The organism is Microvirga sp. (assembly GCF_014699075.1).
In the GTDB taxonomy this organism is placed as follows: domain Bacteria; phylum Pseudomonadota; class Alphaproteobacteria; order Rhizobiales; family Beijerinckiaceae; genus Microvirga.
On the sequence record NZ_JACXAB010000009.1, the window covers coordinates 14,435 to 32,380 of the forward strand.

The following is a 17,946-nucleotide window of genomic DNA, read 5'->3' on the forward strand; positions in this document are numbered from 1 at the left end:
GCGGAAAACCGGTCCCCACTTTTCCGCACGATGCGTTATTTCACCGATCTTACGCGCCCGGAAGAGCCGTCGATCATCACTTGCACGATGCGACCGTCCTTTTGCAAGGCCATGATCACATAGACAAGGGCATCGCTGTTGCGGCAGAGGCTCGCCCGAACCACGTCGGCGCCCGGCACCTGGCGGCGCGCCGTCATCACGGCGGAGGCCGGCGTGACGACGCCCTTCGAGGCTACGGCTTCCTGCATCTCGCGGGGTGGAAGGCAGTTTCCGAGGGCTGCCGATACGCTTTGCGCATAGGCCGCCCCCATCGCCCCCCACAACGCTATGACCAGACAAACCAGACGCATGAGGTGACCATGCCTTTGCCGCACTGAACGAATTCTGAATGTAACTAGGGCCGGTTCGGGAAGGATAAACCGGCCCCAAGGCCTTAAAAATCCTTCAGTTCAGGATCTGTTTGGTGGCGACGATCCGGAAGGGGGTCGAGGCCATGAAGCTGCCGGCGGCGATGAGCTGGACGAGCGCCTCCTCGACCTCGCCGGTGGCGAGAGCCGAGCCGTCGAAACCGAACAGCCCGAGGATGAGGGCCGACAGGCCAATCAGGTTAGACCAGACCGTACGGCTGGCCAGAATGGTTTTGGTATCGAACATGTCAAACGCTCCTGGAGTGAAGGGGTGGAGAAGAAGCAAGCCGCAGAGCCCCCTGCTCGACGGCGAGAACCCGCCTGCGCCAGCCGCGCCCGAAGACGGGCCAGGCGGCAAGGCGCCCGAGAAAACCGAGGCGGGCCCGGGTCAGGCGGCGGATCGTTTCCGCGGGATCGGCCCCCCCCAAGGCCGCCTTCAGGGTCACGGGACCGATGATCCCATCCGCCGGAACCCTGAGGATGCTCTGGAGCATGCGTGCGGCCCTCTCAGGGCCGGAATTCACGGCAAGATCGAAGACGGCGAGATCGATCCCGGACGGCAGTTCATCGGCGCGCAGCACATCCCAGTAGAGCCTTCGATAGACCGCAACGGCTTCCGTCCGGGTCAGCTCCCGCACGTCATCGATTGAGACAGGACGCCCCCTTGCTCGGGACAGGGTTTCGCGGGTGATGCCGAACTTCGTCGCCCCGCCCGGATCCCTGGGGTGGTCCACGAACCCGCCCTCGTGCTGCAGCACCAGTTCGACCGCCCGATGAAAGCGCGATGCGCTCATGGGCGACCTCACAGTTCCGCCTCAAGCGCGATGAAGGCGTCGGGCCCAAGATGGAGGTTGCCGACGCCGCCTGCTGCCGCAGTGAACGTGGAACCGGCCCGAAACCGCAGAACGGGGCACGAGGCGCTTGGGGGCGTTGCGGTCGTCACCGTCAACGCACCGGTAAGAGCGGCCCAGACCGCGCTGCTGTTGCTGAAGAAGCCAGCTTGATTGCCCACAGGCGGTGCATTCACCCAGGCGAACCCGCTGGTGACGAGCGTGGGATCGGCCCGCATGGGCACCGGCAGGGTGCACACCGCATCGATGATGTTCATGCCGACGCGCTGCGCAACATAGCCGAGAATGCCGGGCGCCCCACCGGTTGTGGCGAGACGCTGGTAAGTGCGGCGGCAGCGATACTCCTCGATATCGAGAGGCGGCGCCCGCCAGGGCGTTGCCTGAGCGCCCACTTCCAGCTTCACATGCTTGAACGAGCAGGCGGCACTCGGTTGAAGGCGCAGCGTGATGTTGCCGCTCTCTCCGCCGTCGAGGGTCACGCTCGCGGCCTGACGCCCGGAGCCGGCCGGGATCGTGGCGGTCTTGGAGCCGATGACGACCGGCAGCGGCGCGGAGGGGTTCTCAACCGAGACGGTCAGCGTTGCGCCCGCAAGATTGGCCGCGCCGAACTCGGCCGCCGCCTGCGCGGCATCGATCACATGCTCGATGGCGCCCGCCAGCGTGATGGTGCCATCGGTCGCGCGCATGACGCTGCAGCCGCCCGGCCCACCCTTCCAGCGATCAAAGCCGAAAACGCCCTCTCCCAAAGCTCCGCCGGCGAACCGGCGCTGGTTCACCACGAGCGCGGCATTGATCAGCAGATTGGCGCGCGGCGCGTCGGACAGGCCGCACGGAAACGACGCGATGTCGGTCCGGCGGTCGATTACGAGCGCATCGCGCCACAGTCTTCCATCGAGGGAGACGCGTATTGAAAAATCGTCGCTGCCGATGAGGCCTGTTTCCGCGCGTCCGCTGAAGCCGCGCTGGCAGAGCTGCGAGAGAACGTTCGCCTCTGTGCTCTTGTTGAGCACGAAACGCAGGTCTCCGGTTCCTCCCTCGTCCGTTGCCAGTGCCGCAAACAGCGCCGCGTTGAGTTTCGCCGAGAGCCGGTTCAACCCATCGGCGGAGGTGCCGAGGCCGAGCCGCTGCAGGTTGTGGATCTCGTCGGGAATTGAGCCGAAGATCCTCCATTCGTTCCTGTTGAAGACGACAACCAGGTCCTCGTTCTCCACATAGGCCCGCCACCCGGGTTGCGGCGGGAAGAAGCGCCAGAGCCCAAGATCGAATAGGGCAACGTGATCCTCGTGGCCGGCGAAGGCGCCGGTGGCATTCGCCCCGATGAGGTAACGATCGCCCTCCTCGGGCGTGGCCGTAGGCGCGGTGCGGTTGCGCTCCTTCACTGCCAGCTGCACGAGGGCATCGAGGGCGGCGAGCGCCTCGTTATGGGTGACATGCTTTTGCGCCTGCGCGGCAGCGATGAGCGGCAGGGCGAGATGAGGCGTCGATGACATGAAAGAATGTGCTCTGGTTAAAGAGTGAAAGCGGTCGTGCGTCTCACACGTCATCACCGGCCCTGTGCCGGTGATCTCGATTTGAAGAGCGCGGCACGATCCTCATCGGGATGGCCGGCACAGGCCCGGCCATGACGAAGCGGATGTCATCCCCGGCGCACGAAGTGTGGGAAGGGGAGCCACCCGCACACGCAGTGCCATGGATACCCTTCCCCTCCGCTGCGCGTCCTCCCGGGAATGACACCCTCCCACGTCATCCCCGGACTCGTTCCGGGGATCCACGTCTTAGAGCTTCGAAAACGTGGATGGCTGGGACAAGCCCGGCCATGACGTAGTGGGTATCAGCGCACAGAGATCGTGACACGCCGCTCGAAGCCGCGGCCTGCGATGGCGCTCATCTGTGCGACGGCGAGTGCAAGTGAGGACTGAGCAGCGCCGAAATCGGCGATCTCCTGCACTTGTGTATAGAGGATGGATGGCTGCGTGCTCGTGATCCTCCTTGCCACCTGACCACCCTTGAGGATGTCGATCTCATAGGCCTCCGCGTCCTCGGAGAGCGGCACGTCCACGGCCTCCCAGCCGTCGCCGTTGCGGCGCGTGCGGCGGATCCAGGCGCCATATTCCGTCCAGTCGGCCGCATAGACGATTTTCGTCGAGGCACGCAGGATCGCGCGCACATCCTGCGCAAGCTCCCGCAGCCGCGCGACCGCCGGATAGACGCCCGAGGCGGAGTGCACGCGGGTGAGGCCGACGAGTTCGCTACCCAAAATGAAGCCGTGCACGCCACCCGCCTGTTCGGCCAGCGCTGCATAATGCAGGACCATGCGGTTGAAGCCGTCACTGCGCGTGAACCATCGGTTCACCTGCGTGGCAGCGGCGCTCGTTCCATCGGGGGATCCCGCCTCTCCCGGCGCAGGATGGCAGGTGATGCGTCCGCGCCAGGGATAGGCCGGCTGCCCGGTGCCGCCATACGGGTCAGGCAGATCATTGCCGGCAGGCACGTCCATCATCACGAAGGGATAGAGCACCACCTCAAGGCCGCGCTCCTTCAGGTTGCGGATCAGCCGGATCACGCTCTCGTCCGAGGGCGTGCCGCCATAGGCCGGTGCGCCCTTCACGAGCGAGACCGCCTTCGCATCCTCCCGCGTCAGCCCGGCTACCGACCAAGTTGCGCCGTCGGTGGTCTTGGTCTTCACATCCACACGCGGCTCGATGAGGCAGGAGCCGGCGCGCAGGTCGTCGCCGAACCAGCCCACCACGAGGGACACGCGCTTGAGGTTCGGGCACAAGGCTTCAAGAGCATCCAGCGATGCCGCGACATCGCTTGAACGCTGCAGCTGGTGGCGGTTCTCCGGCCGCGTCTTGCCGAGATCGAGCACCTGCATCACGGGCTGCGCGTCATAGCCGAACTCGCTTGCGCCAGGGATGAGGCACACGGCGCGCACCATGCGGTTGAGCCCGTCGACAGGGCGCACGACCTCGAAGGAGAATTGCGGCACGCGGTTGCCAAAATCGGCGAGCGGCAGGCGCTCGAACACCACATAAGCCAGTCCGCGATAGGCGGGCGCATGATCCGCGCCCTCCTTGGCGACGATGAGCGGATCGGCACTTTGCGTGTCGCTTCCCTTGTGCACCCGCATGGTGAGCGTGCTCAGATCGAGCTCGCGCCCGTCGGCCCAGACCCGGCGGATGAACCCGATGCGCCCCTCGCACAGCCCGACCGCAAGATTGGCGAAATAGGAATAGCTGGTGGTGACGGTCTTCGGGCCGCTCATGCCCTTGCCGCCCTGGCTGCCGCGGTCGGTAGCGGTGTTCACCACCTCCTCCAGACGCGTCGCCCAGATGAGTTGGCCGCCGATGCGCGCTCGGCCATAGACCCGCGGGATCGGCGCGCCCTCCGTGGAGGTGAGTCCGTCGATGTCCTTGAGGCGCGGGCCTTCCACATGTTTGGTGTCACTGCCGGAAAAGAGCGCGTTGTCGATGGCGCCCCCCGCCAGGGCGCCAAGCGCACGCCCCGCCATGGCGCCGATCGGTCCGCCGACCATGCCGCCCACGACGGAGCCGACGGTTTGAAGAACGATGGTGGCCATGAGGGTGCATCCGGAAAACGAAAGGCATGGGACAGGTGACGCCGCCACCAGGGACGGAACGCGACTTCCGCAACCGCCGCCCCGTCATGGGCGTGGATCATGGTGTCGGGCGATGTCGCGACGGCGCAGTGCTTAGCCGGCAGGTTGTCGCGCCAGCGGAAGAGCAGCACGTCGCCGGCCGTAGCCTGCGTGCAATCGATCTCGATGAGATGCTTTCGCGCGGCCGCGACAAGCGTATCGGCCCCGGCCTCCGCCCAATCGGGCGAGTACGGCGGCGGCAGCTCGGGCTCCGCCCCCATGACACCGCGCCAAACGCCGCGCAGCAGCCCGAGGCAGTCGCAGCCGACGCCTTTCAGCGAGGCCTGATGACGATAGGGTGTGCCGATCCAGGAGCGGGCTTCGGCGATGATGAGATGTGGTGAGGGCATGACCATAAAACGTGCGGCAGCACCCTCCCCTTGAGGGGGAGGGTCGGCTCGAAGAGCCGGGGTGGGGTGAATGGCGCGGGTGGTTTAATTGGCTGCTTGTTTGATCCGAGTCTGCTCGGGCAAGGTCGCGCTGCCACGCCACCCCGCCGCCCTGAAGGGCGTCGACCCTCCCCCTCAATGGGAGGATGAATACGGCATCACCGGAAGAAGCTCCCGCCATCCAATCCCGGCTCGCCCTGCTGCGGCATGCGGATGATGAAGTCGTTGCCGAGCATGTGCGGAAAGCCGCGGAAGTTTGCAGCGTTGTCGAACTTCCTCCGGCACATGCCATGGGTCTTGTCGCAGCCCGCCGTGACGCGGAACGTGTCACCGATGTTGATGGGCTGAGGCGCGCGCTGCCACAGGTCGAACTCGTCCGTGCCGTTGATCGCCCGGTGCACCTTGATCTCGACGGACACACCTGCGTTGTCGCCGACGATCCAGGTGAGCCTGCCCGCATTGCACCATCCGTCTGCAAAGCCGATGCCGGAGGCGGCGATGCTCAGCGCACCATCCGTGCGCGTGACCGTTCCGGTGTCGGAATAGATGGACGCGGTGAGGTTCACGCCGCATTGCGCATTGCCGAGATCAGCCGAGCAGGTGGCGCGGAAGAGCCGCCCGCGCTCCTCGTCGAAGCGGTGCGTGAGCCCCCGCACCTCGGCCACGAAGCTGCCGTCGGCCCGGCGGATCTCACCGATGGAGCCGATGTCCAGGAGCACGCGCTCCTCCACATTGCTCCAGTTGACGAGCCAGGTCTCCACGCTCGCATCGTCATAGAGGCCGGACGCGATGTCATCCTCGGTGAGCCCTGCGGAGATGAGCGCGCCCGCCACCTCGCCGCCGCCGACCGCGAAACCAAGTTCGGCGGTGGCTTCCGCTGCCTCCAACCCCGAGCGCGCCGCATAGGGGGTGCCGCTGAAGCTGATGTCGCGATCATGATCGGTAAACCCGAAGGCAACGCCGTCGCGCCGGATGAGCCGCCAGCAATGGCACAGCGTCGTCGTTCCCTCGGCCAGATGGGCAGAGAGGTTTTCAGGAATGGTGCGCATGGATGGCCTTGAAATGTGTTGAGATGTCCGTCGCCTCACCCTCTTCGTCATGGCCGGGCTCGTCCCGTCCATCCACGTCTTCAGATTGTTTCGTCCACCTCCAGCCTCATCCTGAGGAGGTCACGCAGTGGCCGTCTCGAAGGAGGCTCCAGAGAGCACTGGAGGATCCTTCGAGACGCAGCCTGCGTCTGCTCCTCAGGATGAGGCTGAAGAGGCGGATAAGAAGGCGTAGATCCCCAGAACAAGTCCAGGGATGACATAGGTGAACGTCAGGGCACGATCTCGATCAGCGGGATCTGCGGGATGCCGCCGGCGTCGAAGGTGGAGAGGTCGATGTCGAGCTCGTCCGTGTCGAAGCGAACCGGCACGTCGAAGGCGAAGCCCGCCGTGACGATGGCACTGGCGGGCGGCGCGGCCACGAAGGTCACGATGCCTGTTGCAGGGTCGCAGTTGAACTGCGCGCCTACCGCCTGCTCCACTCCGTTGAGCGCCACCCGCACCGTGCCGCCGACCGGCTTGGCGATGCTACGGCTGTAGGGCGCGAAGGCGGAGCCATAGGCCTTCACCAGCTGGAAATTCCGTTCCGCCCCGGTGCCGGTGCCGATGCGCTGGTCCAGCGGCGTCGGCTCCTTGGAGGGCGGGCCGGAGCGCCAGTCGGTGCGGTCGCGGAAGCGAAAGCCGTAGAGCCTGCCGCGCCGCTCCTCGAAGAAGGCGATCACCGTGTGCAGCGCATCGACGGTCCTGATCCCGAGCCCCGCATCGTAGCGGTGGCGCGAGCCGGCCCAGCGGCTGTTGCGGTGCTCGCGGCCGGAGGCGAGCGTGACGATATCGGTCCGCCGCACGGGCCCGCCCCGGCTGCCGAGGCTGACGTCGAGGGGAAAGCGGACCTCGTGGAAGTCTGAGGCCATAGGGACATCCTGAAGGTTGAAACGAAAGAACCGGGGTGGCGTTGACGAGGCGCAAGCCATTCAACACGGAGGCGGCCCGCGATGAGCAATGCTCCCAACGACCTGGCGCAGGATTTCCCGGACAAGGTCGACCGGATCCACCAGCTGAAGACGAGCAACGGCCGCTTCGCGCGGCTCTACGATGAATACGACGAGCTGAACCGCACCATCCACCGCGTCGAGACCCGGGTGGAGCCGACCACCGACGAAGCGGAGGAAGAGCTCAAGCGCCGCCGCCTGCAGATCAAGGACGAGATCATGGCGATGCTGGAGGTCAAAGAGGCTTGATCGAAGTTTTCAGCCACAATGCACAGCCCTCATCCTGAGGAGCAGCCGTAAGGCTGCGTCTCGAAGGATCGTCCAGTGGTCTCGGGATCCTCCTTCGAGACGGATTGCGCACGCAATTCTCCTCAGAGGCTGACTCATCAAACCCTTTTGGCATTGGGCATGGGCACCCCCTCCCCCTTGTGGGGAGGGGGTGCCGCGGCAGCGGCCGGGGTGGGGGTGCTGGCGCCAGACCTTCATTGGCTATCGCTCACACCCTACCTCCAACTCCTCCCCACAAGGGGGGAGGAGGGCTTGTCGGCACTTTATGAGCCAGCCACTCAGGATGAGGCTGTGCTTGCGGAAAGCACCCGCTTCACATCCCGCGCTGGCCCCGCGCAACCGCCCGAGCCAGCGCAGCCGACACCTGCGCCTCGGAGCGGCGGAAGCTGTCCGCATCCGGGGTCGTGACATTCACGGTCACCGAGACCGGCCGGCCTCCCGCGCCGCCCCGCACGCCGAGGCGCCCGTCCGGCCCGCGGGCCAGCGGCATCACGGCCTCCGCCCCTTGCTCGCCCATCAGGCCGAGCCCGCGTCCGAGCGGAAAATAGGTTGGCGCGCCGACAACCCCGCCCTTGGCGAAGGGCATCAGCATGCCGCGGGAGCGCACGCCACCCTTGGCCAGCGCAGGGCCGCCGGCGCCGAATAGGGAGCCTAGGATTGAGCTCAACCCCTTAGCCAATCCGCCAAGAAGCCCGCCGCCATCCATCGGCAGCGAGCCATGAAGAGCGCCCGTCATCATGCCCTTCACGCTCTGGCTTAAGGCGAGCTGCAGCGGCGCCAGTGCCAGCCGAAGCCCCGTTTCCACAAGTGATTGGCGCACGGATTTCAGAACGTCATAAAATTTTTTGCCTTCCGAGACATTCTTGGCGAATGCATTGGACAGAGAGTCACCGAACTTTTCGGAGAGGCCGATGAGAGTGTTGAGCTAGCGAGCGCGATCTTTCTCCGTCTCATCATTCGGGCTTACCTTAGGTGGGCCGATTGGTTCTGTTGACATCTTACGTTATTTCCTGATTGCTCTGGCTGTTGCAGCACTTATTGGATGTGTCGAAAAGAGAGACAGACCTCAGCTTCTCTTCAAGATCGGATCGCTGAAGCAAACTGAGTGGGTACAGGTCGATAAAACTTGCGAGTACGAAGCTGCGAAAGCAGTCGCACCAATCAAGATCGGCATCATTGCGACTGAGCAATATCGAAAGCTGTATATTCTCCGTGCAGAGGCGAAAGGTGCTATCTTCCTTGGGAGCACCGACACCATGAGAATCCCGGACCACAGAGTCATTGCGGTCCAGCCTTACTACTGGAACTAGATTATGAGAGCGTTGAGCTGGCGTTCTCTATCTTTATCGATCTCTGATTTCGGAGATTTGTCTTTGGAAGCTTGGTTATCATCAGCCAAGATGTATCCCCTTATATCTTTTGTATTTCTGCTTGCCCTCCTTACCGGCTGCAACACAACGGCAAGGCCAGATTTTGTTTTCAAGCGACAAGGCTTGTCTCAACAACAGTATTCGCAAGCCGAAGCAGAGTGCGAATTGGAGGCTGAAAAGACTGCGATCCAGGCCAAAAACAGCGTCACGGCCGGAGAAAACTGGCGGAAAATCTTTGTGCTCTGCATGGAAGCGAAGGGCGCCCATTACCTTGGGACAACTGACCAAATCAATCGGCTGGGATCATGAGTGTCTAATGACCTCACGCTCATCTTTTTCATTGAAGCTCACCTGATCCTTGCTGCGCTCCCGCTATGCGCACAGGGCGCCTGTGTCAGCGCCCCACCAACGAGGTCGATCTACAAGACACCCGGCATCAGCTCCGCTCAAGTGAACCGGATGTACGATGAATGCCTCTAAGAAGCGAAAAAGGCGACGGCATCGGCAAGCCTCAAGACTCCAACTGAGTACAGGCGGTTCCGGCTCTTCAACATGTGTGCGAAGCTGAAAGGTGCGACATTCGTCGGTAAGGTCACAATGCCAGATGCAGAGTGGGAGCGCATTTCGATGCGATGCAAAGCAGAGGCCCGAACAGCCGTTGCCAAGCAACCCGCCTCACGTAGGCGAGACGAATTGCAGGAGGATCTCGAGATTGATTGCGCCAAGCGGAATGGTGCGGTGTTTCGCCAAGACTACTATCCTTTAACCTGAGTTTTCTCACGACGATTGAGGCTTACCCGTCTGGAAAGGCTTCCATCAACCGTCTGAGATCGCCGCTCAGCGCAGGCTCGATCATTCGCCCGCCGCTCAATCCGTTCCAAGCCGCCAGCAATTCTCGCGGCGTTGCGCGCCTGAAGATTTCCGGGCTCCACCGCAGGATGCTCAAGCCCAGCATCAGCGCGTCATCCCAGGGAAAGGCGTGAGGCTCGCGCTCAAGTCCTGCAGCAGGAGCATCAGTCCCGAAAGTGCAAGACGCTTTTGGGGCTGACCCAACGTCCCCCCTGCTCGAACAGCGCACCGTGCGAAACCGCACGATGCACTACCGAGGGTTTGGCGATGCCTCTCCTCCGCCGAAGGTCATGACGAGGAGGTCGGCCAGCGCCGCTGCCACGGGCTCGATGCCCTCGTGCAGTGGCAGGCTCGCCACCTCCGCATCGCTTAACGTTTGACCGCCGCGCAGGGCAACGCCGAGCAACGTGAGGAGATCGCGGCTCGACAGGCACCCGGTGCCGAAGCGTTCCGTAAGCGCATTGAGATCCTGCACGCCGAAGGCATCCTCCAGCTCCGCGAGCGCGCCGAGCGTGAGGCAAAGAGTGTAGCGCGTGCTGCCGAGCTGCAGCGCCACCTCGCCCCGTCGTCTGTTGGGCATGTGTTTCTTCTTTCTCATTGGGAAATCCTCCGCCGTCATGGCCGGACTTGTTCCGGCCATCCACGTCTTAGGAACCGCAACGGTGCAAAGACGTGGATCCCCGGAACAAGCCCGGGGATGACGAAGAGGGTGTGTTTTCAGGATGATCGCGACGATGCTGCGTTCACAACGCCACGAAAGCCAATGCGCCCGCAGACTCGAACGCCATCTCGAAGGTCACCTCACCCGCATGGTCGCCGCGATATTCCAGGCTCGTGATCTGGAACGGGCCCTCGATGCGACCGAAATCCGGGATGACGATTTGATAAGTGAGAATGTCGCCGTCGAAGAAGACCTGGCGCATGCGCGCGTCGGACACCTCGTCCTTGAACACGCCCGAGCCGGAGATGCTGGCGCGGCGCACACCGACGCCGGCGAGCAACTCGCGCCAGCGTCCGGCGGATTCAGCATGCGTCACGTCGACGGTCTCGGCATTGAAGGCGATCTGGCGCGTACGCAGGCCCGCCACGGTGACGAAGGCGTTGCTGCCGTCGCTGATCTTGATGAGCAGATCCTTGCCCTTCTGAGCAGGCATGGGATGTCCTATGTTTGGCTGATGAAATTGTTCACAGGGGTGCCCGAGGTGCCGTGTCATTCCCGGCCGGAGCGCAGCGGAGGGGAAGGGAATCCACTCTCACGCGCCATGTTATGGATCCCCTTCCCTCGCCTGCGGCTCGCCGGGGATGACACCGGGCTGCATATGGGCTCCTCACACCACCTCGGTCACCGCGCGCAGGCGCAGGGTGACGCGGGCGAGGCCGGAATCCTTGTCGCGGGCGGAGGTGAGTTCGGTGACGCGCAGGTTGACGAGGCGGTGGCCCTCAACGGTGAGCGGCGCATCGTCGAGGATCGCGAAGAAGCGGTCTGCGACCATGAGCGCCGTGCGTGCTCCCCCCTTCTCCGACCAGACCACGAGATCGATGCTCTGCGCATGACCGCGATCGAGATCGGTGGACCAATCCTCGGCCTTCACGTCGCCGAAGAGCGCATAGACCGGCTCGGCCCCGCGCGGCGGCTCGTCGTAGAGGCGCAAGGATCCGCCCATGAGCGCGCGCAGCTCCGCGTCGCCTGAGGCCGCATCGATGATCGCGCGGCGCAAGGAGAGAACCGGGCTCGTCATGCCCTCACCTCTTCGACGAGGCAGACGAGGTCGCGCTTCGATCCGTCCGGATCGGAGGCCGCGCGAATGGCGAAACGGCGCAGGCCCGAGGTGAGCCGCATGGCGCCCGTCACGCCCTCGCGGTAGCGCAGGGTGATGCGATGCGTCAGGCTCTGCTCGGGCCGGTCGGCCCACACACGCTCATGGCCTGAGAGCATCTCGATGGCACCCCAGATTTGAGGCCCCGGTGCATAGGAGCGAATAACGCCACCGAAGCCGTCGGGCCGCTCCAGCGGCAGCTCAAGCACGAACCGGCGCGAGCGCGCGCCGATGGGAATTGATTTGGTTTTCATGGAATGGTCTTTGAAAGGAAGAGTGCAAGCGCTTGATGCAGTTCTCACTGTCATTCCGGGGCTGCGTAGCGGAGCCCGGAATCCATAAATACTAGGTCTCAGGAAAGAGCGAGCGGCGGTGCGCCTCGGTCTGCACCGTTAGCGGTTATGGATTCCGGGCTCGCCTTCGGCACCCCGGAATGACGGTGAGAGCGATATTCACAACCGCGCCCTCTGAAACGGCGCCACAAGCGCAAGAGCCTCGGGCGGCAGGATCTGCTCGCCTATGACGTCGCCGCGGTTCTCGAACCAGTGCGCCACGAGGATGCGGATGGCGAGCTTCAGGGTTGCAGGCACTGCCTCGAGCGTGGCCCCATAGCCGGCCCGCAGCGCGATGGAGATGCCGTAGCGGGGTCTGCCCGGTTCCGGCGCATCCTTGACGATGATGCGCGGCGGTTCGCTCAACCCATCTGCCTCGAACGAATCGTCCGGCAGTTCCGCCGTGGCCCCCGAAGCATCCGTGATCCGGATCGCATCCACCGCAATCAGCGGCGAGAGCGGCAGCAGGATCACGCGATCGCGGGGCCAGCGGTCGAGCACCACGCGCCAGCTTTGCTCGATGAGGATCCGCCGGGATGCCGCCTCGATCATGAGCCTGGCTGCCTTGATGAGGCCTGAAATCAGGTCATCCTGCGCGGCATCGTCCTCATCGACGCGCAGGTAGGCCTTCATCTCGGCGAGCGTAATGGGCTCGACGGCGGGGCCGCTGACGAATATGGGAATCATCGGAAACAAGGATCCTTGTGCTGTCATGAAACGTCTGATCACGTTCTGTTTTGCGCTGGCGCTGCCTGCTGCGGGCGCCCACGCCATCGTCGGCGGCCAGCCCGATGAGGGACCGCTGTCGCGCCAGAGCGTGATGGTGCTGAGTTCGAACGGCGGCGTGTGCAGCGCCGTGGTGCTGGCCCCCGACGTGGTGCTCACCGCCGCCCATTGCGTCACGGGCGCGGCCGAGCACCGGGTGCATTTTCGCGACGAGGCCGGCGAGCCCGTGCTGATCGTGCCGGCCGCGAAGGCCGTGCATCCCGGCTACAACGCCAAGGCCATCGAGACGCGCCAGCGCTCTATCGATCTCGCGCTCGTTCGTATTCCCGAGACGCTGCCCACGCGCTTCGAGCAGGCGACGCTCGGCGCTTCGAGGGTCCCCGAGAACACGTTCGTCACCGTGGGCGGCTATGGGCTTGCCCGCGAGGGCGACGCCAAGAGCACCGGCACCTTCCGCACCGCGTCGCTGACAGCCGTCGAACCCTATGGATCAAGCAGGATTCTGCTCTGGGCCGAAGGGTCCGGTTCAGCCAGCGCCTGCCAGGGCGATTCCGGCGGGCCGATGGCGTCCGGAGCGACGGTTGCTGCCATCACGAGTTGGGCTGCGCCGGCCAAGGGCCGCAGCTGCGGAGGCCTCACGCAGGGTATCCTCGTCGGCCCGCAGCGGGAGTGGATCGACCGGACTTTGAAGGGCTGGAACCGTGCTGCGTTGTGGAGCGGCAACGGGTTTTAGAAATTTACGATGTAACGGAACTATCCTCGTCGCAGAGGTCTTGCCTTACAAAGTCCCTCCTTTACGGCATCATCAATCCATGCGCGCATTGCCGATTCTTGCCCTCGCTGCCTTTACCCTCATCGCAAGCCCGGCCTGGGCCATCCTGGAGGGTGCGACCTCGCGCGACCCCAACGGGTTGCGCCGCTCCGTGGTCTCCATTGAAAACTCGCTGGGCGAGCTCTGCTCGGGCGTGGTCGTCGGGCCCGATCTCGTGCTGACGGCGGCCCATTGCGTGATCGATCGCGCCGCCTATCGCGTCACTGCCCTCACGCGCGCGTTCCGGCCACAGCGCTTCAACGTCGCCGCGCTCGCCATTCACCCGACCTTCGTGCCCGGCACCACGCCGCGCACGCAGCCCGGCATCGATCTCGCCGTAGTCAAACTCGACCGGCCCCTCGGCCCCGATTTCCTCCCCCTCGATCCGACCCAGGCGGGCCGCATCGATGTGGGCGACGGCGTGACCATCGCAGGCTACGGCGTGCTCTCGGAGCGCGCCCGCGGCACGGCCAGGACGCTGCGCCAGACCAACCTCGTGTCGCTCGGTCCCATCGAGGTCGCAAACCGCGTGCTCATCGTCGCCGACCGCAACCGGCTCGCGGAGACTGCAGGCGCCGGCGCCTGCCGGGGCGATTCCGGCGGGCCGATCCTGGCTGCAACCCAGAGAGGCTACCAGCTCTACGGCATCACGAGCTGGTCGAGCGGCGCCCTGCGCTCGCCCCGGCCGACCGCCTGCGGCGGTCTCACGGCCGTGACGCCGGTGGTGGAGCACCTGCGCTGGATCACGGGCAGCATGCAGAGCCTCAACGCCGCCTGGGCGGGGAACTAAATAAATCCTCCACGTCATCACCGGCCTTGTGCCGGTGATCCCGGTCCTGTTGTTCCTCTGACCTCATCCTGAGGAGCAGCCGTCAGGCTGCGTCTCGAAGGAGGTCAGTGTTTCCTAAGACGTGGATGGCCGGGACAAGCCCGGCCATGACGATGTAGGTGTCATTCCCGGCCGGAGCGACAGCGGCGGGGAAGGGAATCCATAGTGCTGAGCGTGCGGGTGGATCCCCTTCCCTCGCCTAAAGGCTCGCCGGGGATGACACCGGATCTTACGCCGCGAACTTCAGCAGCTTGATCGCCGCGTAGTCCTGCACGCCGCCGCCCACGCGCTTGGTGGTGTAGAACAGCACATAGGGCTTGGCGGAATACGGATCGCGCAGCACGCGCATGCCGGCGCGGTCCACCACGAGATAACCGCGCTTGAAGTCGCCGAACGCGATGGCGCAGGCGTTCAGCGCGATGTCCGGCATGTCCTCTGCCTCCACCACGGGGAAGCCCATGAGCGTCGCGGCCTGGCCGATGCTCGCGGGCGGTGCCCAGAGGTACTGACCGTTGTCGTCCTTGAAGCGGCGGATCGCGCTCTGCGTCTTGCGGTTCATCACGAAGGCGGCGTTCTGGCGATAGCCGGATTTCAGCGTGTAGATCAGATCCACCAGCACGTCGGACGGATTTTCCGCCGGGAAGGTCGCCCCGCCCGTGTTCACCGTGCCGAGGCGGCCCTATTCCCAGATTTCGTTCTCGACCGTGTCGGTGGTGAGAAAGCCCTTGGGCTTGTTCAGGCCGTCGCCGTTGACGAAGGCGGCGCTTTCCTGCTCGGCGAAGGCGGATTCCACCTCCTCGGCGATCCAGCTCTCGATATCGACCACCGCATCGTCGAGCAGGGTCTGGGTCGCGGCCGGCATGGCGTAGAGCTCCATGGCCGGAAAGCTCATCTCGGAGAGCGTGGGGCTCGCCGTCTGCGGACGCGCGGCCGTCTCGCCGACCCAGCCGGTGGCCGGGCCCGTGGTGGAGAAGGCGCGCTTGTACTGGCCACCGGAGATCACCCGCACCGACGAGATGGCGCGGATCGGCGACACATTGGCGAGGCGGCGCAGCACCTCGCGCTCAACCGTGTCGGGCACGAGATAGCCGCCGTCGGGGCCGGAGCCCGCCGAGAGCGCCTTCTCCTCCAGCCGCTTGAGGCCCGTGGCCTCGCCGCTGCGGACATACGCATGGAACGCACTCTTGTGCTTGGCCTGAACCGGATCGCGTGGAGCGTCCGTGCCGCCGAGCGGCGGGCGGGAGCGGTCGAGGGCGAGACGGTCGAGGCGGCGCTTGGCGTCGTCGAGGGCAGTGTCGATGCGGGCGAGCTTCTCGTCCGTCACCACATCGCCGGTGAGCCTGGTCTCGATCTCGGACAGGCGCGTGTCGTTGGCATCCTTGAACGCCTCGAAGGCGCGGGCAAAATCCTCGAAGGCCGAGGCGACATCGTCGGACACGGCTTTGGTTTCAACAACGGGAATCATCACAATCCATAGGTTTGAAAGGAACAGCTTAGGAAATGAGCATCGGATGGATCCGAAAAGCGGAATCCCCTTTTTGGCCCGATGCTCCAAAGAAAAAGGCCCGCCGGAGGGCGGGCCCGTTGTTTCCCCTGTGAGGCCGGCTCATCAAGCTCCGACCTCATCCTGAGGAGGATTGCATCAGCAATCCGTCTCGAAGGAGGTTCCAGTGCGCGCTGGAACCTCCTTCGACACGCCGCTTTCGCGGCTCCTCAGGATGAGGGCTCAGGAGTCGAACACAGTGATAAGCCAGTCTACGTGAGGGAAAGGGTTCAGCGGCGGCGGGTCGTGCGGCGAACCGGGCGCGTGTTGGCCTGGACCGTATCGGACACGGCCGGACCGGCCGCCGCACCGACGCCGGCGCCAACCACGGCGCCCACAGGACCGGCCACCGCACCGACACCGGCGCCGACAGCCGCACCGCCCACCCGCTCTTCCGTGGTCGTGCAGGCCGCCGCCGCAAGGCCGATCAACGCAACGAAAGCTAGCTTCTTCATCAGAACCTCCCGAGACAAGCGAAGAACAGACACCTCTCGCGTGAGGAAAGGGCCCGCAGCCTCCGCGCTCTTGCGGGCTTTCAGCTAACGCGCTCCAACGGACAAGGTTCAGGAAAACAGTCTGGCGGCGGTGCTACGAATATGGGTAGCGAGCTTCGGGGCCGTTTGCTTGACGGCTTCGACCCGCGCGCCGGGCAGCATCGGAAAGGTCACAACCGAGATCTCCCACAGGTCGAGCCGCTCCAGGCGACGCAAACCGGTCGGCCTCTCGGCCCTGGCCCGCTCGACGCGAAAGCCGATGGAGAGCCCGTCCACGGCTCCGTCGCGCATGAGGGCAAGGATGTCCCGTGCCCGTTCGACCGCAAGGTTGAGCTTGCTGCGCACGCGCAATCCGCGCAGATCCTCCGCGATGGAGAGCCAGCGCCCGATGGGCTGCGCCGGGTCGTGCTGCCAGAGCAGGCGCACCTGCGCGGCGCTGCGTTTCTTAAGGAGTCGCGGAAGGCGCCGGGCATCACCACGTCCTTGCCGAGATCGGCGTCGCCGAACAGGCTGGAATAGCCCTCGAACACGCCATCCGTGTCGACGCCGCTCAGGGGCTCGGGCAGGAACTTGCGCTCGCGGACAGTCGTTGCGGCCGCCATCATCGCGCGGCCCCGCGGGCGGTTTTCGGCGGCTTCACATCAAGCTTTTCGAGCTGGCGCACGAAGTCGCGGAACACGAGCGTGGCGCGGGTCTGGCTCTCCCGCGCCGCCTTTGGCTTGCGCGGAGTGCGGGATGAAAGGCGGGTCACGAGGGATCTCCCGAGTGGCGGCGGTTGAACATGGACAGCTCGCGCACGAACGCATCGAACCGGCGGTTGGCCGCGAACAGGTCGCGCAGGGTCATGGCAAGCAAGGCGGACGCCCCGCTGGCCCAGACGAACAGGGCTAGATGGGCAAGATCCCCGCGCCGAATGACGGCCTCGGTGATCTGGTCAAGTGAGTTCATGATTTGTTCTCGTGAAAAGCTCCGTTGGGCGTGGTTTGGGCAATACGCGTAGTCCTTGTTGTCATTCCCGGCCGGAGCGTAGCGGAGGGAAAGGGGATCCACTCACACGCGCAGCGCTATGGATCCCCTTCCCTCGCCTTCGGCTCGCCGGGGATGACACGGGGTTCTAGGCATGTGCTATGAAGTTGCACCTCAAGGCGTCTCTCATGGGCAAGCACTACGCTGTCTACATTCTAGCCAGCGGGAAGAACGGCACGCTGTATATCGGCGTTACAAGCAGCCTCCTGCAGCGCATAGTTCAGCATAAATCCCTCGCCGTTCCAGGGTTCACAAAGCGCTATCGCATCACAAGACTTGTGTACGTCGAGGTCTTTGCAAACGTGAATGAAGCAATTGCTCGCGAGAAGCAGCTCAAGGGCTGGAACAGAGCATGGAAGATCAAGCTTATCGAGCAATCGAATCCAAACTGGGATGATCTGGATCCGACTGCCTGCTGACAACGCTGTCATCCCCGGCGGCCGCAGGCCGGGAAGGGAATCCACTGGCACCCTCAGCGCCATGGATTCCCTTCCCCTCCGCTGCGCTCCGGCCGGGAATGA

22 protein-coding genes and 3 pseudogenes are annotated in these 17,946 nt (G+C 64.6%); 5 read left to right on the forward strand and 20 right to left on the reverse strand.

From position 1 onward, the window contains the following. Nucleotides 1–35: 35 nt before the first annotated feature. From IC232_RS15150 to IC232_RS15185, 8 genes and pseudogenes are all read right to left on the reverse strand, one after another. Nucleotides 36–350 (reverse strand): PepSY domain-containing protein, encoded by a 315-nt coding sequence (locus tag IC232_RS15150; RefSeq protein ID WP_190845825.1) that lies wholly within the window; start codon nt 348–350, stop codon nt 36–38. Nucleotides 351–444: 94 nt separating this feature from the next. Then, a complete protein-coding gene (locus tag IC232_RS15155; protein WP_190845826.1) occupies nt 445–654 on the reverse strand; it encodes a hypothetical protein in 210 nt (69 codons plus the stop codon). 1 nt (nt 655) lies between these two features. Next, nucleotides 656–1,201, reverse strand: coding sequence for a glycoside hydrolase family 108 protein (locus tag IC232_RS15160; protein WP_190845827.1), 546 nt, complete (start codon nt 1,199–1,201; stop codon nt 656–658). 8 nt (nt 1,202–1,209) lie between these two features. Next, nucleotides 1,210–2,748 carry a DUF2793 domain-containing protein gene (locus tag IC232_RS15165; RefSeq protein WP_190845828.1) on the reverse strand — a complete coding sequence of 513 codons (1,539 nt, stop codon included), beginning with the start codon at nt 2,746–2,748 and terminating at the stop codon, nt 1,210–1,212. 611 nt (nt 2,749–3,359) lie between these two features. Then, a pseudogene (locus IC232_RS15170) lies at nt 3,360–4,838 on the reverse strand (glycoside hydrolase TIM-barrel-like domain-containing protein); the annotation flags it as partial. Between the two features lie 5 nt (nt 4,839–4,843). Further along, a pseudogene (locus tag IC232_RS15175) lies at nt 4,844–5,272 on the reverse strand (NlpC/P60 family protein); the annotation flags it as partial. A gap of 191 nt (nt 5,273–5,463) precedes the next feature. Next, the gene (locus tag IC232_RS15180; RefSeq protein WP_190845829.1) at nt 5,464–6,354 is read right to left on the reverse strand and encodes a DUF2163 domain-containing protein; all 891 of its coding nucleotides are present in this window, start codon (nt 6,352–6,354) and stop codon (nt 5,464–5,466) included. A 269-nt stretch (nt 6,355–6,623) separates the two neighbouring features. Continuing rightward, nucleotides 6,624–7,262 (reverse strand): DUF2460 domain-containing protein, encoded by a 639-nt coding sequence (locus tag IC232_RS15185; RefSeq protein ID WP_190845830.1) that lies wholly within the window; start codon nt 7,260–7,262, stop codon nt 6,624–6,626. A gap of 81 nt (nt 7,263–7,343) precedes the next feature. Between IC232_RS15185 and IC232_RS15190 the strand changes: the two genes are divergently transcribed. Continuing rightward, the gene (locus IC232_RS15190) at nt 7,344–7,589 is read left to right on the forward strand and encodes a YdcH family protein (RefSeq protein ID WP_190845831.1); all 246 of its coding nucleotides are present in this window, start codon (nt 7,344–7,346) and stop codon (nt 7,587–7,589) included. Nucleotides 7,590–7,941: 352 nt separating this feature from the next. On the opposite strand, the gene IC232_RS15195 is transcribed toward IC232_RS15190, so the two are convergent. Then, entirely contained in the window at nt 7,942–8,448 is a 507-nt protein-coding gene (locus IC232_RS15195; protein ID WP_312895174.1) for a phage tail tape measure protein, read from the reverse strand. A gap of 493 nt (nt 8,449–8,941) precedes the next feature. Here IC232_RS15195 and IC232_RS15200 point away from each other — a divergent pair, with 493 nt between their 5' ends. Next, complete coding sequence (locus tag IC232_RS15200; RefSeq protein WP_190845832.1) at nt 8,942–9,307, forward strand: hypothetical protein; 366 nt, start codon at nt 8,942–8,944, stop codon at nt 9,305–9,307. A gap of 484 nt (nt 9,308–9,791) precedes the next feature. Here IC232_RS15200 and IC232_RS33085 read toward each other — a convergent pair whose 3' ends face one another. From IC232_RS33085 to IC232_RS15230, 6 genes are all read right to left on the reverse strand, one after another. After that, entirely contained in the window at nt 9,792–10,091 is a 300-nt protein-coding gene (locus tag IC232_RS33085; RefSeq protein ID WP_312895175.1) for a phage tail assembly chaperone, read from the reverse strand. A 6-nt stretch (nt 10,092–10,097) separates the two neighbouring features. Next, complete coding sequence (locus IC232_RS15210; RefSeq protein WP_190845935.1) at nt 10,098–10,427, reverse strand: gene transfer agent family protein; 330 nt, start codon at nt 10,425–10,427, stop codon at nt 10,098–10,100. A 163-nt stretch (nt 10,428–10,590) separates the two neighbouring features. Next, the gene (locus IC232_RS15215; protein ID WP_190845834.1) at nt 10,591–11,001 is read right to left on the reverse strand and encodes a phage major tail protein, TP901-1 family; all 411 of its coding nucleotides are present in this window, start codon (nt 10,999–11,001) and stop codon (nt 10,591–10,593) included. 174 nt (nt 11,002–11,175) lie between these two features. Further along, nucleotides 11,176–11,586 carry a DUF3168 domain-containing protein gene (locus tag IC232_RS15220; protein WP_190845835.1) on the reverse strand — a complete coding sequence of 137 codons (411 nt, stop codon included), beginning with the start codon at nt 11,584–11,586 and terminating at the stop codon, nt 11,176–11,178. Continuing rightward, entirely contained in the window at nt 11,583–11,918 is a 336-nt protein-coding gene (locus tag IC232_RS15225) for a phage head closure protein (protein ID WP_190845836.1), read from the reverse strand. Before IC232_RS15225 ends, IC232_RS15220 begins: the two co-directional genes overlap by 4 nt. A gap of 198 nt (nt 11,919–12,116) precedes the next feature. Beyond that, entirely contained in the window at nt 12,117–12,683 is a 567-nt protein-coding gene (locus IC232_RS15230; protein ID WP_190845837.1) for a head-tail connector protein, read from the reverse strand. Between the two features lie 25 nt (nt 12,684–12,708). Here IC232_RS15230 and IC232_RS15235 point away from each other — a divergent pair, with 25 nt between their 5' ends. Further along, nucleotides 12,709–13,455 (forward strand): S1 family peptidase, encoded by a 747-nt coding sequence (locus tag IC232_RS15235; RefSeq protein ID WP_190845838.1) that lies wholly within the window; start codon nt 12,709–12,711, stop codon nt 13,453–13,455. A gap of 79 nt (nt 13,456–13,534) precedes the next feature. Continuing rightward, a complete protein-coding gene (locus tag IC232_RS15240; RefSeq protein ID WP_190845839.1) occupies nt 13,535–14,323 on the forward strand; it encodes a S1 family peptidase in 789 nt (262 codons plus the stop codon). A gap of 268 nt (nt 14,324–14,591) precedes the next feature. On the opposite strand, the pseudogene IC232_RS15245 reads toward IC232_RS15240, so the two are convergent. From IC232_RS15245 to IC232_RS15265, 5 genes and pseudogenes are all read right to left on the reverse strand, one after another. Next, a pseudogene (locus IC232_RS15245) lies at nt 14,592–15,827 on the reverse strand (phage major capsid protein). Between the two features lie 308 nt (nt 15,828–16,135). Then, on the reverse strand, nt 16,136–16,360 hold the full coding sequence (locus IC232_RS15250; protein WP_190845840.1) for a hypothetical protein: 225 nt from the start codon (nt 16,358–16,360) through the stop codon (nt 16,136–16,138). A 108-nt stretch (nt 16,361–16,468) separates the two neighbouring features. Then, nucleotides 16,469–16,825 carry an HK97 family phage prohead protease gene (locus tag IC232_RS33270; RefSeq protein ID WP_409564931.1) on the reverse strand — a complete coding sequence of 119 codons (357 nt, stop codon included), beginning with the start codon at nt 16,823–16,825 and terminating at the stop codon, nt 16,469–16,471. Nucleotides 16,826–17,000: 175 nt separating this feature from the next. Continuing rightward, entirely contained in the window at nt 17,001–17,150 is a 150-nt protein-coding gene (locus IC232_RS15260; protein ID WP_190845841.1) for a hypothetical protein, read from the reverse strand. After that, nucleotides 17,147–17,347, reverse strand: coding sequence for a hypothetical protein (locus IC232_RS15265; protein ID WP_190845842.1), 201 nt, complete (start codon nt 17,345–17,347; stop codon nt 17,147–17,149). The genes IC232_RS15260 and IC232_RS15265 overlap by 4 nt, the downstream gene beginning before the upstream one ends. 206 nt (nt 17,348–17,553) lie before the next feature. Here IC232_RS15265 and IC232_RS15270 point away from each other — a divergent pair, with 206 nt between their 5' ends. Beyond that, nucleotides 17,554–17,844, forward strand: coding sequence for a GIY-YIG nuclease family protein (locus tag IC232_RS15270; RefSeq protein ID WP_190845843.1), 291 nt, complete (start codon nt 17,554–17,556; stop codon nt 17,842–17,844). Nucleotides 17,845–17,946 lie beyond the last annotated feature (102 nt).

Excerpts from the sequence above, each read along its gene's own strand:
- IC232_RS15265 (WP_190845842.1), bottom strand. The coding sequence starts at position 17,347 with ATGAACTCACTTGACCAGATCACCGAGGCCGTCATTCGGCGCGGGGAT.
- IC232_RS15240 (WP_190845839.1), top strand. The coding sequence starts at position 13,535 with ATGCGCGCATTGCCGATTCTTGCCCTCGCTGCCTTTACCCTCATCGCA.
- IC232_RS15230 (WP_190845837.1), bottom strand. The coding sequence starts at position 12,683 with ATGATTCCCATATTCGTCAGCGGCCCCGCCGTCGAGCCCATTACGCTC.
- IC232_RS15190 (WP_190845831.1), top strand. The coding sequence starts at position 7,344 with ATGAGCAATGCTCCCAACGACCTGGCGCAGGATTTCCCGGACAAGGTC.
- IC232_RS15200 (WP_190845832.1), top strand. The coding sequence starts at position 8,942 with ATGAGAGCGTTGAGCTGGCGTTCTCTATCTTTATCGATCTCTGATTTC.
- IC232_RS15180 (WP_190845829.1), bottom strand. The coding sequence starts at position 6,354 with ATGCGCACCATTCCTGAAAACCTCTCTGCCCATCTGGCCGAGGGAACG.
- IC232_RS15250 (WP_190845840.1), bottom strand. The coding sequence starts at position 16,360 with ATGAAGAAGCTAGCTTTCGTTGCGTTGATCGGCCTTGCGGCGGCGGCC.
- IC232_RS15225 (WP_190845836.1), bottom strand. The coding sequence starts at position 11,918 with ATGAAAACCAAATCAATTCCCATCGGCGCGCGCTCGCGCCGGTTCGTG.
- IC232_RS15160 (WP_190845827.1), bottom strand. The coding sequence starts at position 1,201 with ATGAGCGCATCGCGCTTTCATCGGGCGGTCGAACTGGTGCTGCAGCAC.
- IC232_RS15150 (WP_190845825.1), bottom strand. The coding sequence starts at position 350 with ATGCGTCTGGTTTGTCTGGTCATAGCGTTGTGGGGGGCGATGGGGGCG.
- IC232_RS15210 (WP_190845935.1), bottom strand. The coding sequence starts at position 10,427 with ATGCCCAACAGACGACGGGGCGAGGTGGCGCTGCAGCTCGGCAGCACG.
- IC232_RS15215 (WP_190845834.1), bottom strand. The coding sequence starts at position 11,001 with ATGCCTGCTCAGAAGGGCAAGGATCTGCTCATCAAGATCAGCGACGGC.
- IC232_RS15220 (WP_190845835.1), bottom strand. The coding sequence starts at position 11,586 with ATGACGAGCCCGGTTCTCTCCTTGCGCCGCGCGATCATCGATGCGGCC.
- IC232_RS15185 (WP_190845830.1), bottom strand. The coding sequence starts at position 7,262 with ATGGCCTCAGACTTCCACGAGGTCCGCTTTCCCCTCGACGTCAGCCTC.
- IC232_RS15235 (WP_190845838.1), top strand. The coding sequence starts at position 12,709 with ATGAAACGTCTGATCACGTTCTGTTTTGCGCTGGCGCTGCCTGCTGCG.
- IC232_RS15155 (WP_190845826.1), bottom strand. The coding sequence starts at position 654 with ATGTTCGATACCAAAACCATTCTGGCCAGCCGTACGGTCTGGTCTAAC.
- IC232_RS15165 (WP_190845828.1), bottom strand. The coding sequence starts at position 2,748 with ATGTCATCGACGCCTCATCTCGCCCTGCCGCTCATCGCTGCCGCGCAG.
- IC232_RS15270 (WP_190845843.1), top strand. The coding sequence starts at position 17,554 with ATGGGCAAGCACTACGCTGTCTACATTCTAGCCAGCGGGAAGAACGGC.